10 protein-coding genes and 2 pseudogenes are annotated in these 14,187 nt (G+C 56.4%); 2 read left to right on the forward strand and 10 right to left on the reverse strand.

Annotation, left to right across the window (positions count from 1 at the left end; genetic code table 11):
* Nucleotides 1-148: 148 nt before the first annotated feature.
* Nucleotides 149-3,229, reverse strand: coding sequence for an efflux RND transporter permease subunit (locus tag Pla100_RS24850; RefSeq protein WP_231603556.1), 3,081 nt, complete (start codon nucleotides 3,227-3,229; stop codon nucleotides 149-151).
* Entirely contained in the window at nucleotides 3,226-4,515 is a 1,290-nt protein-coding gene (locus tag Pla100_RS24855; RefSeq protein ID WP_197168213.1) for an efflux RND transporter periplasmic adaptor subunit, read from the reverse strand. The genes Pla100_RS24850 and Pla100_RS24855 overlap by 4 nt, the downstream gene beginning before the upstream one ends.
* A 67-nt stretch (nucleotides 4,516-4,582) precedes the next feature.
* On the opposite strand from Pla100_RS24855, the gene Pla100_RS31920 reads away from it, so the two are divergent.
* Nucleotides 4,583-4,723, forward strand: coding sequence for a hypothetical protein (locus tag Pla100_RS31920; protein WP_231603558.1), 141 nt, complete (start codon nucleotides 4,583-4,585; stop codon nucleotides 4,721-4,723).
* A 1-nt stretch (nucleotide 4,724) separates the two neighbouring features.
* Here the strand turns inward: Pla100_RS31920 and Pla100_RS24860 are convergent, their stop codons facing one another.
* The 8 genes and pseudogenes from Pla100_RS24860 to Pla100_RS24895 all read right to left on the reverse strand — a co-directional run.
* Nucleotides 4,725-5,543, reverse strand: a complete 819-nt coding sequence (locus Pla100_RS24860; RefSeq protein ID WP_231603560.1) for a TetR/AcrR family transcriptional regulator — start codon at nucleotides 5,541-5,543, stop codon at nucleotides 4,725-4,727.
* A 296-nt stretch (nucleotides 5,544-5,839) separates the two neighbouring features.
* The gene (locus tag Pla100_RS24865) at nucleotides 5,840-6,649 is read right to left on the reverse strand and encodes a hypothetical protein (protein ID WP_146581235.1); all 810 of its coding nucleotides are present in this window, start codon (nucleotides 6,647-6,649) and stop codon (nucleotides 5,840-5,842) included.
* Nucleotides 6,642-7,184, reverse strand: coding sequence for a hypothetical protein (locus tag Pla100_RS24870; RefSeq protein WP_231603562.1), 543 nt, complete (start codon nucleotides 7,182-7,184; stop codon nucleotides 6,642-6,644). The genes Pla100_RS24865 and Pla100_RS24870 overlap by 8 nt, the downstream gene beginning before the upstream one ends.
* Before the next feature lie 39 nt (nucleotides 7,185-7,223).
* Nucleotides 7,224-7,472: a hypothetical protein gene (locus Pla100_RS24875; protein WP_146581236.1), complete on the reverse strand. Its 249-nt coding sequence runs from the start codon at nucleotides 7,470-7,472 to the stop codon at nucleotides 7,224-7,226.
* Nucleotides 7,473-7,522: 50 nt separating this feature from the next.
* Nucleotides 7,523-7,750, reverse strand: a complete 228-nt coding sequence (locus Pla100_RS24880) for a hypothetical protein (RefSeq protein WP_231603563.1) — start codon at nucleotides 7,748-7,750, stop codon at nucleotides 7,523-7,525.
* 273 nt (nucleotides 7,751-8,023) lie between these two features.
* Complete coding sequence (locus tag Pla100_RS24885; protein WP_146581240.1) at nucleotides 8,024-9,526, reverse strand: sulfatase; 1,503 nt, start codon at nucleotides 9,524-9,526, stop codon at nucleotides 8,024-8,026.
* 7 nt (nucleotides 9,527-9,533) lie between these two features.
* Nucleotides 9,534-12,734, reverse strand: coding sequence for an efflux RND transporter permease subunit (locus tag Pla100_RS24890; RefSeq protein WP_146581242.1), 3,201 nt, complete (start codon nucleotides 12,732-12,734; stop codon nucleotides 9,534-9,536).
* Nucleotides 12,731-13,699 (reverse strand): annotated as a pseudogene (locus Pla100_RS24895) (efflux RND transporter periplasmic adaptor subunit); the annotation flags it as partial. The pseudogene Pla100_RS24895 and the gene Pla100_RS24890, both read right to left, overlap by 4 nt.
* A gap of 18 nt (nucleotides 13,700-13,717) precedes the next feature.
* Here Pla100_RS24895 and Pla100_RS24900 point away from each other — a divergent pair.
* Nucleotides 13,718-14,170, forward strand: a pseudogene (locus Pla100_RS24900) (transposase); the annotation flags it as partial.
* Nucleotides 14,171-14,187 lie beyond the last annotated feature (17 nt).

Genomic DNA, 14,187 nt, shown 5'->3' on the forward strand with positions numbered 1-14,187 from the left:
GTGAACCTGAAAACTAAATGGGAACGATGCACTACTCGTCTGTCACAGCTAAAAGTTAGGGTAGTGGATCTTGTTAAAGATCCTGTAGCGGTCGGATCTTTAACAAGATCCACTACAGCGAACCCTAGTGTTTAGCTGTGACAGACCACTAGCTTGAACGATGGATCATCAGAAGGGTGTGCAGTGAGGGCACCAGGATCAGCGCGAGCAATGTGGCTCCGGCGACTCCGCCGGCGATCGAGACGGCCATCGGCGGCCAGAATCCGCCGCCGTCTAGTATCAGAGGCGTGAAGCCCGCCATCGTCGTCAACGTCGTTGCGACGACGTGCCGTGAGGTGTGCATGACTTCACCGACGACGGCCTCGGTGTCTCCGGCAACGGCGGACGGGTTGGCGCGAATGCCCGCTAAGACAACGATCGAATCGTTGATCGCCACCCCGATCAAACCCATCGTGCCGATGATGGCCATAAACCCGAACGGATACCCGCTCGCCGTCAACGCCGCCATGCCTAAACCGACCGACAACGCGGCCACCAACGTGATAATGCCTGCCATGCGGAACGAACTGAACGACAACACTAACGTCGCTAACATCAACACCGCCAGCACCCCGACGGTGCTGAATAGATTCCCTACAGCGTCGTCCCGCTTGGAGGCTTCCCCGCCGTAGGACATTGTATAACCGGTCGGCAGATTCTGTTGCCAATCGGAAAGCTCGGCCTCCAATCGAGACTGCACGATGCTCGGTAAGACCCCGGCCTGGAGATAAGCGGCAACTTCGTTCATTCGCATTCGATTCAGACGTGGCAATGCCGCTGCTTCGGGCGTCAAAACGGTTTGAGCGATTGCCGACAACGGCGTTAAGCGGATGCCCTCGGCGGTCGTCAATTGAATGTCAGAACTTTGAATCTTCGCGAGCTCACCACGGTCGACACCGCCCACTCGTACGATGATTGGAAGCTCTTCGTTATCTTGCAAGATGTTGCCACCTAGGCGACCTTCCAACGAGAACGCCAATTGACCAGCGATCTGGGTCGGCGAGACGCCCGCCTGCACGACACTGGCTTCATCAACGTCGAAACTAATTTGGGGTAGCACCTCCGTCATGTCCGTCCTCACCGACGTGACCTCTGGCATTCGGCTCAGTCGCAAACGAACTTCGTCACCGAGCTGTTGCAAGACATCCAGGTCGGGACCAAACAGACGGACTTCAACCGGGGCGGAAAAGGGCGGCCCTTGCTCGAGTTGCTTGACGAGCACGCGGGAAGAACGGATCTCGCGATCCAAGCGATCTTGTAGCCGATGGATCACCGGTTGCGGATCCGTCCCCGCCGGCAACTTGACGAGCCCTTGGGCGAAATTCGGAGTGCCTTTGCGAAGAGCGATGACGTTGTAATAAAACTGAGGTGCGCTTTCGCCATAAAACCAATCAATCCGCTCGGCCCCTGTTTCTCGCGTGATTCGATCGACGATCTGAGCCGCTCGGCGAGTGTGATCGAGCGAATCGGTCGGAGCCCCTTCGATCGTGATGTGAAATTGATCTCGCCCACTGGCGGGGAAGAACTGTTCATCCAGTAGCGGGAAAACGGCAAAGCCGATCAAAGGAAGTACCAGCGAGATCGCGACGCCACGCCACGGATGCAAGACACAGTGTCGGACGAGACCTTCAAACGCGAAGGCGAATCGCCGCAATCGAATCCCCGAAAATGTCGTCTTCTCTTCACGTGACGGTTTTGCCAGAACCTTGGCGGCGATCGTCGGAATGACCGTCATGGCGAGGAACAAGGATGAGAAAATGGCGAAGATCACGCTGATCGCGATCGCGCCCACGAATTCGCCAGCCGGTCCGGGCATTAGCGCGATCGGCGCGAACGCCAGCGCCGTCGTCAGCGTCGAACCCAACAACGGGATCGCCAAGTGCGAAACACTCCCGGACATGGCATTAGCCGGCGTCGCTCCGTTTCGTAAACGCCCTTTGACTTCGTCGACGGTGACGATCGCATTATCGATCAATAATCCGAGTGCAATGATCAATCCGGTGATGGACATTTGATGGATCGGAATACCGACGACTCGTAGTGCGAACAAAACCATCAGGCTTGCAAGCGGCAACGTCAAGGTCACGATCAAGGCGGATCGAAAACCCATCAAGAGCCAAATGACACCGGCGACGGCGAGGGCACCGAGGAACAAATTAGACAACAACGATTTCAAACGCGCTTGGACATATTCGCTTTGTTTGAGAACGAAATCGATTTCGATTCCGACGGGAAGCGTTGATTCGAATTCTGCGATCAAGGCTTCGGCTGCCTGCGTCCAACGGTCGATCCGATAAGCCGGACGCACCATCGCCCCCAGTACGACGGCCTCATCACCGTTGAGGTTGGCCGCTGTCGCTGGGGGATTCGGAACGCCGATCGTGATCTCCGCAATCTCACCAAGCCGAACGTCCCGTCCTTCGAAACTGGAGACCGGCACCGATTCGATTTGATCGATGGCATCGAGTTGATTGCCTACTTTAAGTAACGTTTGGCTGATCCCGTCTCGCATGACGCCCGCGGTGGCTTTGGCATCGTAGGACGCCAAGCGTTCGGCGATGTCGCCGGGGGTGATTCCCATCGCGGCAGACCTTGCCGGATCGACTTGCACCTCGATCTCTTCACCGGGATCACCGAATCGATCGATCGAATCGGTTCCCGGTAGGTTTTGCAATTCGTCCTGCAAGACGATCGCCAAGCGTCTCAAGACTCGAATGTCGGGATCATCTTGTCCGCCCCATCCCGTCCATTTCAAACCTACGATCATCGCATAGGCGCGTACTTCCAGTTCTTCAAATTCGGGGCGTATCGCGTCGGGCGGCAAGTCGGCCAGCGCATCATCTAAACGGCTGCGCACACGTGACCAAACTGTGTCGGTTTGGGTCACGTCGTCGCGAAGTTCGACCGACACGCTACTGATGCCGATGCGGCTGACCGAACGGAGTTCTTTGATCTCTTCGATATCACGTAGGCGGTTCTCGATCTTTTCGGTCACCAACGTTTCGACGCGTTTGGCATCCGCGCCCGGCATTCGCGTGTTGATCAGCGCGACCCGTCGGGCCAAGACCGGGTCTTCCATCCGCGGCAGCACCGCGAGCGAACTCAAGCCCGCCACCAGGATCAACAGGATGATCAGACTCAACAGACGCGAATCATGAAAGAACTTCTCCGCCACGCGTCCGAGGTTCACTGTAAACTCTCCGGCGCACAGACGTGTTGCGATGCGAGCGGTTGTTCGACGATTCGATCGACGGGATCAACATGCACGCGAACCGCAACGCCGGGGCCGATGCGGTGTGCGCCGTCGGTGACGACCAACTCACCCGACCGAAGCATGCCTTGGACTAACGTCAATTGGCCGGTCGTTCGTACGATTCGGACTTCACGCCGTTCAATTTCGGCTAAATCGATGCCGCGATCGGATTGCCGCACCGCCACGTAAATCGACCACAATCCACGGGAGCTTTTGACCAACGATTCCGTCGGTAACCAAAAGGGTATGTTGCCCGCACCTTCGGTGTCGGAGAAGTGGGCGGTGGTGGAGTTTGTCGCGGGGATTTGAAGTGATGCGGTTTGGCCGACCAGTACGCCGCCGATCGCCGGTGATTGATTCGTTGACGGGTCGAGTTGCACGTCGATCGCGCGTGTGCGAGTGATTTCGTCAACCTGCGGCTGCATTCGAACGATGCGAGCGGTCGCCTGGTTTTCGCCAATGACGACGGTGAGTGAATCACCGATCGACATGGTGTCGGCAACGCCGGCGGGCACGCCAAAGCGAGCCTCGATCGGATCGGTTTCAAGAATCCGCAAGACGGGTTGGCCGGGAGACAACATAGCACCTTCATCGAAATATCGATTCGCGATCACACCGTCGTACGGTGCCAGGATCTGGCTATCTCGACGGTCCACGTCCACCTGTTGGCGGGCCGCGATGGCAACCCGGCGTTGTGCTTTGGCAGCGTCGATTTGCTCAACGCGGGTACCTTCATTGAGTTCGTCAAGTTCCGCGACCGCCGCCTCGAGACGGGCCTGTAGTTCTTCGGACGCGAACCGTGCGTCATCGAGTTCTTGGGCGGTGCCCGAGTTACGAACATCGAGTTTCTGTTGACGTTCCCATCGGCTTTGCGCGGCACTGAGTTGGGCTTTGAGTTGCCGGACGCGTGCGGCCGAGGCTCGCAGGGTTTGGTAACGTGGTCCCCTTACCGCTTCGGTCACTGCTGCTTCCGCCGCGTCCACTTCGGCATCGGCGAGTTGCTCACGGACGTCGAGGTCCGAGGTATCAAGCCTAGCCAGAACGTCGCCCAAACGAACTCGGTCGCCTTCATGCACCATGATCTCGGCCAGTATTCCAGCGCGGCGAATGGCTAAGGAACTTTCTCGGCGCGGACGGATCTCGCCACGAAACGATTGGAAGAGCTGCGGAGCGGAAAGCGTACCCGCTGGCGTCACGCTCACGTCGGTGTGTGGTCTTGACACGTTTGCATCAGAATGTTCATCAGCGTTGGCCGTGGTAAGGCTGGCCGATCGCGCACGGAACTCTCGTATGCCCATGGCCGCCACAGAGATTCCCAGGACGGACAAAGCGATCATCCACAACCAACTCCGGTTCACCCTGCTGGTCTTTCTTGCGTTGTTGACACCGCTTGTGTCGCTGGTCACCGTTGTCGGACTCGTTCCTGACTGACTCATTCCGCCGACTCCTGGTCGAAGGTGGATAGCCCGGTGGTTTCACGCACCACGGCGGCATGACGAATGACTTCGGGTTGAATTCGACGGACGAAGGCGGCGTATTGTTTCGGATCATAAAGCGGACGCCAATTCGCGTCGTCGAGCAAAGCGTTGCAGTTACGACGAATCGCTTGACGTGGTTGGTGGATTCCCCCCGTTTCCTCCGAATCGGGTTGTCCGATCAAACGACCGGTTTGCTCAAGAACCAAACCACCGTAAACAAGCGACCACAAACCGAAGACCAATCGCTCAACCAAGTCGCGCCGATAGGCCGCTCGCTTGGCTTTGGGCTGATCCGGAAGTACCAGATCGCCCTCGTCGATGGCCGCTTCGATTACTCCGCCGACGCTCGCGATGCATGCGTGTTCGGATTGCTGCAACACCTCCCGACGTTTTGGCGACGTTTTTTGCCACAGTGGATCGTGGCGGGTGATTTGTTCGACTGAAAAATCATCGGGCATGGTGTCGACATAAACTTCCGCCGCGATTCCGATCGCCGCACAACGCTCACGCGAATTACGGCCCAAGCCCGCCGCGAAATGAAACAGTTGCATTCGCCGCTGAACCGAACGCGTCGCCATCGCCAATAGAACGTCTTCTTTGTTGGGGAAATGATTGTAAATCGTTCCCCGAGTGCATTTCATCGCCCGTGCGATGGCGTCCATACTGACCGCGTTGAGCCCGCCTTCGCGAACCATCGGATAGGCGCAATCGAGAATCCTTGAACCGCGAAGGCGAATCTCTCGCTGTTTAGGTGTCAGCGTCGTTTGGGGCATGTTTGAGTGCATACCCTTACTATGGCTCGCAGATAAAACTTGACAAGTTGTCAAAACTGACATTTTGTCAAAATAGTGGCCCGGGTCGCGATTTAAGCGTTTTGTCGGCTTATGTTGACCGCAGTTCCTGCTCGGCACTCGAGCGGCGTTTTGATTTTTTGGGATAACGAATTGCAACCATTAGCCGATGGGCGCTGGGCTGTTAATTCAATCGTAACCCGCTGCGTAAGCGAGGGATTGAACGCCATTCAATCCTTTGTAAGTATCCCTTGCTAACGCTTCGGGTTACGATTGAATCAACCGATTCTTGCGGTGGGGCGATTTTGCACGCCGATCGTGGCGAGACCGATGAGCGGAGCGAGCACGGAGAACAGAAGGAAGTTCGAGGTCACGCCGATCGATAGCAAGATCGCGATCGCCGACCAAGCTGCGAATCTCGACCCAATGAACTCTCCAACGAACCAATTCAACGCCCCAAAAATTTCGACCACGATCACCAATCGACTGTAGACGGTCGCGATACTTCGCAATGCTTCCCCGTCGTACCGAATCCGCATCCAATTGAAGAACCAAAAATCGCGGTCGACGAAGTAGATTTCATACAGGACTTGCCCCGACCAATACTCGGGGGTGCATTTGCCGACCAAACCGCCTAGGAACATTACCGAGAGGATGATCCGACTCAGCCGCAGAGCTTTGTCCTGCAAGTGGTTTGAGTCATCGTGCCGCAATCGTGAGGAGTACCAAGTTGCAAATGCACCACACCAAACGACCATCAAGAACGTGACATCATTGTAAGAGCCCTGATGGACCAGCATCACAGCCGACGCGAATGTTCCGATCGCGCACGCGAGTGTCCTGAAAAGGTCCCACGTCGGCCTAACATGAGCGAACAGCAAGGCGACCAAGAAACCGGCCGCGCTTGCTAGGTAAGCAATCCGCAAAACAATCGCATCTCGCATCGGCGAGGGAAAGAAATCGTGCTCGATCGGGATTTGGATATAAACCGTGTCAGCGAACCGAAAAAACGACCACTTCCAAACCAGGCCCAACAAGATCCCGATCAATGTGCACGTCAATGGACCGGAGCGACGAGCGTCATTCATCGATCAACTTCATTCGCCAGGAACGCCCGTTGTGTAGATGCAGCTCATAAGTGGATCGCAGCGATCGACTGCCGTAGGTTGATTCCAACACGAACCAACGATCCGCTTGGGATCGATTCTCCGGTTCACTGAAGTATCGATAGCGGGTGTTGGCGAAGGTGATTTCGCGGGCGGGAAAGTGATTGATCGTGCGGGATGCAATCACGCCAAAGCGATTCGATGTCGTCGTGTTCGACCCCGTCACGCCCAGCGGCGAGATCGGATCGGCGAGCGGATCGAGCAAGAACGGATCGAGCCAACCCGAATCCATCACATCCAAAGGAACGTTGCGGACTTCAACCGTGTTGCGAAAGCTATACATCGGCGGGATCGCCTGCTGCAGTGCCCACGCGGAGTAGGATGCCGTTCGCAGGTGGAATCGTCGCATCAAACAATCCGACACAAACGGAACCACTGGAGTCAACAGCATCCAAACGGCGCTTGCGATCGAGCCGATTAAGAACGCGCGGTAGCCCCAATCGGGTCGGCGATTCATCGTTCGTCCGCCACGTTGAATTTTGAAGTCGACAGCTTGTCAGGTAAACTTTTCGAGCAGCTTGGCGACCGCCGCGGGATCGTCCGCTTCTCTTAGTTCGGCGATCTTATCTTCTTTGACGCCGATTTTTTCGAGATGGCTTTCTAGACGTTTCCAAACCGTCAAGCGTTTCTTGCCTTCGCTCAAGTACAATTCCGTCACGGCTTCCTGAGCTTTTTGCAGACCGATCGAATCGCGGTTTTGGTAATAGTTGCGAATGATTCGATCTTGGTGCGGCGTGCGGTTCATCGGGAGATTCCGGCGTGTGGGGATTGAACGCGGCAAACGGGAGGCCGATCCTAACGTCGGTTTAATTTCTCTTCAGCCCGGGCTGCTTTCAAGGCCGCCGCTTCGCGAGGAAGCTTAAATTCCGGTCCGGCGGGGAAATACTGAACGTCGTCCTGCAAATAATACGGGCTGGGCAGCGTTTGTCCATTCAAATAGGTTTGGCAACCGGTCGTGATGGACAAGACACCCGCCAGGGTTAAGCACGCCACCGAAGTGGTCACGATTCGTCGACTTTTCATGGTATTGGTCATCTGCTGTGGCCCCTACGATCGGAAAAATGCCTCCCACGGTTTGGTGGCACAATCGTTATCGGCCTCACGACCGGCACATCTTCACTCGTTTTCCAGCATTTTCAACATCAGGGTAGCCGGAGTCGCAAGACTTCGGAATCCGATAGGACGACCTCTGAACTCTTGCGAGTCCAGCTACTACGATTACCCAAAGGTTTTCAAAAACCGGCATTGGGGCGAAAATCTGTCGAGTGATCGAAAAAAATCGACCGGCGTCCGCACTCACAATCTCGCGGGATTGAAGGGGGTGGTCGGCGTTTTGCCCGAGGCCCTGCCGCGTAGCATCGGTCGCAGACGCTCAATCACGGCGATCGAACGATCGTCGGGATCGACCGCGAGATTTCGAAATTCGTTCGGGTCGGCGTGGTGATCGTACAATTCGACGCCGTATCTACCTTCGCCCCATTCGGTGTAGCGGTATCGCTCGGTCCGGATGCTGCATCCCATCACCGGTTCGCTGAGGCGATCGTCGGCGGGGCGTAAGACCTGCGTGACCGCGAAGCCATCCCAATCGGCAAGTGGATCGGCGATCAAAGGTCGCAAGCTGCGGCCCTCCAATCCGACCGGTGATTCGATCCCGGCTAGATCGGTCAGCGTCGGGTAGATGTCAACGAATTCAACAACGCGGCGACACACCCCGCTTCCGTTCGCCTGGCTCTGCGCAGAGAGCAACGCGGGGGGCACTCGGATGATCAGCGGTGCGCGAGACCCCTGTTCGAATAGGGTGCGTTTTTGCCAGACACCTTGATGCTCGCCGAGATGATAGCCGTGGTCACTCCATAACACGACGATCGTCCGGTCGGCAATGTTTAGGTCATCGAGCGCGACGAGCAAGCGTCCGACTTGGGCATCGATGAACGAGACACACGCGTAGTACGCTTGAGTCGCCCGCAACAACGTGGTTTCGTCGAGATTGTAATTCGGGATCGGACAATTGTGGGCAAAGGCGGCCGTTGGAATGTCGTCACGATCCCGCTCGGGACTGTAGGGCAGTCGTAATGTCTCGACCGGATACAGATCGAAATATTTCTTTGGTGCCACGTAAGGCGTATGCGGCCGAAAGAAACCGACGCCCAAAAAGAACGGCTCGTCGCGTTTCTCTCGCATCATTTTGATTGCTTCGGTGGCAACCATCCCGTCGGTTTGTTCTTCGTCGGTCCCGTCGGCGGCCAACCAACTGAGCGACGCGCTGATCTTGCGTTCCGGTTCGGCATTGAACACCAGCGACTCGTCGGTTTTATCGCGGCCCTTTGGATTGACGGTGCGGTCCCACGACGGTGGATCATCGAAACCGTCCGTTCCGATCGAGGCGGGAACGTTGTAATGATAAATCTTGCCCGTTCGGGCGGCGAAGTAGCCGGCCTGCTTGAACGCTTGCGACAATGTGATCACGTCGGGACGTTCATCGCGAAAATACCGATCAAGGTCGTAGACTTTGATCGTGTCCGGACGCAGCCCGGTCATGATCGACGCGCGTGTCGGATTGCACAGCGGCAGTTGATTGTATGCGCGTTGAAAACAAACTCCACGATCGGCCAAACGATCGATGCAGGGAGTCTTGGCTAGCGGATCGTCGTAGCACCCGAGTGTGCAAGCCAAGTCATCGACGGCAATGAACAGCACATTGGGTTTGGTAAACGCATCGTTCTCGCGCGCGGACGCGGTGACGGGGTTGATCCCGACCGAGCAAGCGACAACTGCGATGATGCATGGAATTGATTTCATCGGAAACTTACCCGACCGTTTGCATGTCGGGAACCGACGGGGTGGGTTGCTCTTGCGATGGAGGCGTCGGTTCAGCAGGGGTTTCTCCACGAAGGGCAATCAACAATACGTAAAAAACAGGTGTCAAGAACAACCCGAACAACGTTACGCCCAACATGCCGCTGAACACGGCCGTGCCCAACACACGACGCATCTCGAACCCGGCCCCCGTGGCAACGAGCAACGGCACGACACCTAGAATGAACGAGAACGCCGTCATCAAAATCGGTCGTAATCGCAAACGGCAAGCCGACACGGCGGCTTCGAAACGATCTTTTCCGGCGTCCTGTTCGGCTTTGGCGAATTCGACGATCAAGATCGCGTTCTTGCAAGCCAATCCGATCAAGACGATGAATCCGATTTGGGTCAGCACGTTGTTGTCCATGCCTCGGAACCAAATGCCGATCATCGCAAACAGCAAGCACAAGGGCACGATCAAAATGATCGCCAGCGGCAACAACCAACTTTCGTATTGCGCCGCCAACGCCAAGAACACGAACAAGACGGCCAGTGGGAACAAGAACACGATCGTGTTGCCGGCCTGTTTTTCTTGATAAGCCAGTTCGGTCCATTCGTAACCGAAGCCGGCCGGCAGATACACACCGGCGAGTTCTTCCATCGTTGACAAAGACTGGCCGGTACTGAATCCCTGGACGGTCGAACCGTTCAAATCAGCGGCTGGAAAAAGATTATACCGAACCAATCGGTCGGGACCTGCGGTGGTTTCGACGTTCACGAGTGAACCGAGCGAAACACTGGCCCCGCGAGCGCTTCGCGTTCGCAGTTTTACGATGTCACTGGCTTCGTCACGAAACTCCGGTTCCGCTTGAGCGGTCACCCGATAGGTCCGACCGAGGAAGTTGAAATCGTTAACGTAGACTGATCCGAGATAAACTTGCAAAGCTTCGAACACGTTGTTCACCGGCACATCGAGCATTTGGGCTTTGGTCCGATCAACATCGGCGTACACTTGCGGCACGTTCATCCGCAAGTTGGTGAACACCTGCGTCACGCCGGGATCCGCGTTGGCTTTCTCGATCATCGTGTCGGTTACTTGGGCAAGCGTATCGAGGCCCGCACCGCTTCGATCTTGCACATACATTTTGAATCCGCCGCCACGCCCGATCCCACGAATCGGTGGTGGAGGGATGATCAAGATTTGGGCTTCCGTGATCGCGGCAACGTCCCGCCGCATATCCGCCACGATTTTCTGCACACTGTGTCCGCGAGCGGCCCGCTCCTTGGCATCCTCCAACGGCAAGAATGCGACGGCCGCATTCGGCTTGATCGTGAATGTTGCCCCCGACAATCCGGCGATGCCGACCGAGTGAGCGACCCCGTCGATTTTGCCGCCGATCTCTGCGACTTGCCGGGTGACCACGTCGGTCCGCGACAACGAGGCCCCATCGGGCAAGTTGATGGCAACGATCACATAGCCCTGATCTTGGTCGGGTATGAATCCGGTCGGGACGAGTCCAAAGCTCAGTCCCGTACAAACTAACAGCACTACGTACAACGCGATCGACCAACCCGCCTTGCGGACCAAACGTCCGACGATCGCTGCGTACACGTTGCTCGTGACGTCGAAGGTGCGATTGAACAAGCGGAAGAACCAACCGAACAGAAACTGGATGATTCGCCCGAACGCGTTTTTCGGTGCGTCTTTCGGTTTCAGCAAGATCGCACATAACGCGGGACTGAGCGTCAGAGAGACGAATGTGGAAATCGCCGTCGAGATCGAAATGGTTAAGGCAAACTGTTGATAGAACTGGCCACTGATGCCTGGTACGAACACGGTCGGCACGAATACGGCGATCAGCACCAACGTCGTCGCGATAAGTGCCGAACCGACTTCGTCCATGGCCTTGTGGGTCGCTTCGCGGGCGCTCATGCCTTCGGCGATCAAGCGTTCGACGTTCTCGACGACCACGATCGCGTCATCGACCACGATCCCGATCGCAAGCACCAATCCAAACAACGACAACGTATTGAGCGTTACGCCGAGAAACTGCATCACAGCGAATGTACCGATCAGCGAAATCGGGATCGCGATCACAGGAATGATTGTCGGTCGCCATCCGTGCAAGAACAGGAACACGGTCAAGACCACGAAGATTGTGGTCAAGAACAACGTTTGGATGACTTCGTTGATCGACTCCTCCACATAGTCCGTCGGATTGTAGGCGATTTCATAGCCGATGCCTGCGGGGAATTCTTGGCTCATCTCGTGCATCACGCTTTTGACTTCCTCGGCGGTATCGACCGCGTTGGTTCCCGGGCGTTGGTAGACCAAGACAGCGATCGCCGATTGACCATCGAGGTAACTCAATCGCGAATAGTCTTGCGCACCGAGTTCGACGCGAGCGACGTCGCGAAGGCGGGTGACTCGCCCATCATCGCCGCGTTTGACGATGATATCACCAAACTCGCTCTCTTCGATCAATCGTCCTTGCGTGGTGACGTTGAGTTGAAACGCACCCGTGTTGCTGGTCGGCGGTTGGCCGAGCACACCGGCGGCGACCTGCACGTTTTGGCCTCGGATCGCTTGGACGACTTCACCGGCGGTGAGATCCAAATGCGTCATTCGTTCAATGTCGAGCCAAATTCGCATGGCGTATTCGTTTCCGCCGGCGATGCGAATCTCACCGACCCCGTCCAAACGCATCAACGCATCGCGAACACGCAAGAACGCATAGTTGCTGATGTAAAGTTGATCGCGACTCTCGTCCGGAGACTTCAAGTGAACGACCATCAACATGTCGGGGATCTGTTTGGTCGTCGTCACGCCGATCTGCCGGACCGCCTCGGGCAAGCGTGATTCGGCGATCGCCACCCGATTTTGCACGAGGACTTGCGCGTCGTCCAAGTTCGTTCCGAGCTTGAACGTGACCGTCAACTGCATCGTCCCGTCGCTGCTCGAAGAGGACTCCATGTACAGCATGTTGTCGACGCCGTTCATCTCCTGTTCGATCGGCGTGGCAACCGTGTCGGCGATGACCTGCGGCGTTGCCCCCGGATACGACGCGCGAACGAGCACCGTCGGCGGGGCCACGTTGGGATATTGCGATACCGGCAAGCTGAAATAAACGATCCCACCAACCAAAACGATCAAGAAAGACAGGACCGCGGCGAAGATGGGCCGTTCAATGAAGAAGTGAGGAAATTTCATTCGCCGTGGACCTCTTCTGCCGAAAGCTGATCGGGCGCTGGCGAAATCAAATCTTCGGGCTTTCCAAGTTCATAATCATCAGGCAAGCCGTCGTCAGTCGCTTGCACTTCTTTGATCGTTTCGTCGGGCACGTTCACCTTCATCTGATCTCGGACTTGTAAGAGACCCTCGGTCACAAGCATCTCGTCCCCATTGAGTCCTTTGCGAATCACTCGCAGACCGTCGACGATCGGGCCGGTCGTGACCGCGCGACGCTGAATTTTGCGATCGACAACGATGTAAACATATTGCGAGGCTTGATCGGTCCCGATGGCAGAGTCTGGAATCAGAACGGCTTCACGCGCGGCGCTGCCGGGAATCCGAATCCGAGCGAACATGCCCGGTAACATTAATTCGTCTTTGTTGTTAAAGACACCGCGCGCCCTCATGCTTGCTGTGTCGACATCGAATCGGTTGTCGACGAAATTGATGTATCCCTTATGGGGGAATCCCTCTTCATCGATCAGTCCCAAGAAAACCGGATTCTTGGCGACGCGTGAACTTTCCCGCTCTCCTGACTTGTCCAAGCGAATGTACTTCAAAACGTCCTGCTCGCTGGCGTCGAAAACACAGTAGATCGGATTCATCGAAGTGATCGTCGTCAGCAGCGACGAGGTGGCACTTCCGCCAGTAATCAGGTTTCCTTTGGTAACATATTGACGGCTGATTAGTCCCGATATGGGGGCTTCAATGCGAGTGAAGTCAAGGTTCAGTTCGGCGGTTTCGACGCCTGCTTTGGCGAGCTCGATTTCTGCCTCGGCACTCGCGATGGCAGCGTCGGCTGAGCTGACGCCCGCCTTGACCGCTTCGATGTCCGCTTTGGCTTGTAAGTAGGCCGCCTGCCGCTCGTCGACCTCTTCCTGAGAAGCCGCGTTTCGCTCGCTAAGTGATTGTGCACGCTCGTAACGCAATTCCGCGAGATTCAAGTTCACACCGCCAATGGCATGCAACGATTCGTCGACAAGACGGACGCGAAAGCTCACACGATCGCGCAACACGTCGACTATCGGCTTGATGCCGGCTACACGATCCCCGCTGTGATGGATGCTTTGACATCGAAAAACAGGCGTTTTACGGGGCGATTGAAGACCAATCCAAAGCTCGATGCGTTGGCCGCCGAGCACATCGTTCGTCCGCCGGGGCGTCCACCGGCAGGCGGCTATGAGTACACCGTCGAGCTTGGTTCGTACCAGATCGACACTTGGCAACATGCACAGCGATTGATTTTGGTCGTTGTCGATCAACCGGACTCCAAGACCGGGCAGTTGAACTTGATGCCACGCTGGTTCTTCCTGGTCACGAACTGGCCGCAGGAATCCCGCAGTGCCGACGACTTGCTCGCTCATTATCGCAAGCGAGGTACGTTTGAAGATCGCCTGGGCGAGTTCAATGAATCGATCGGCGTTCACTTGTC

The sequence above is a fragment of the Neorhodopirellula pilleata genome (assembly GCF_007859915.1).
Classification (GTDB): Bacteria; Planctomycetota; Planctomycetia; order Pirellulales; family Pirellulaceae; genus Rhodopirellula; species Rhodopirellula pilleata.

Coding starts and splice junctions, on each gene's coding strand:
- Pla100_RS31920 (WP_231603558.1), top strand. CDS start 4,583: ATGCCCATGGCCGCCACAGAGATTCCCAGGACGGACAAAGCGATCATC.
- Pla100_RS24860 (WP_231603560.1), bottom strand. CDS start 5,543: ATGCCCCAAACGACGCTGACACCTAAACAGCGAGAGATTCGCCTTCGC.
- Pla100_RS24865 (WP_146581235.1), bottom strand. CDS start 6,649: ATGAATGACGCTCGTCGCTCCGGTCCATTGACGTGCACATTGATCGGG.
- Pla100_RS24870 (WP_231603562.1), bottom strand. CDS start 7,184: ATGAATCGCCGACCCGATTGGGGCTACCGCGCGTTCTTAATCGGCTCG.
- Pla100_RS24875 (WP_146581236.1), bottom strand. CDS start 7,472: ATGAACCGCACGCCGCACCAAGATCGAATCATTCGCAACTATTACCAA.
- Pla100_RS24880 (WP_231603563.1), bottom strand. CDS start 7,750: ATGAAAAGTCGACGAATCGTGACCACTTCGGTGGCGTGCTTAACCCTG.
- Pla100_RS24885 (WP_146581240.1), bottom strand. CDS start 9,526: ATGAAATCAATTCCATGCATCATCGCAGTTGTCGCTTGCTCGGTCGGG.
- Pla100_RS24890 (WP_146581242.1), bottom strand. CDS start 12,734: ATGAAATTTCCTCACTTCTTCATTGAACGGCCCATCTTCGCCGCGGTC.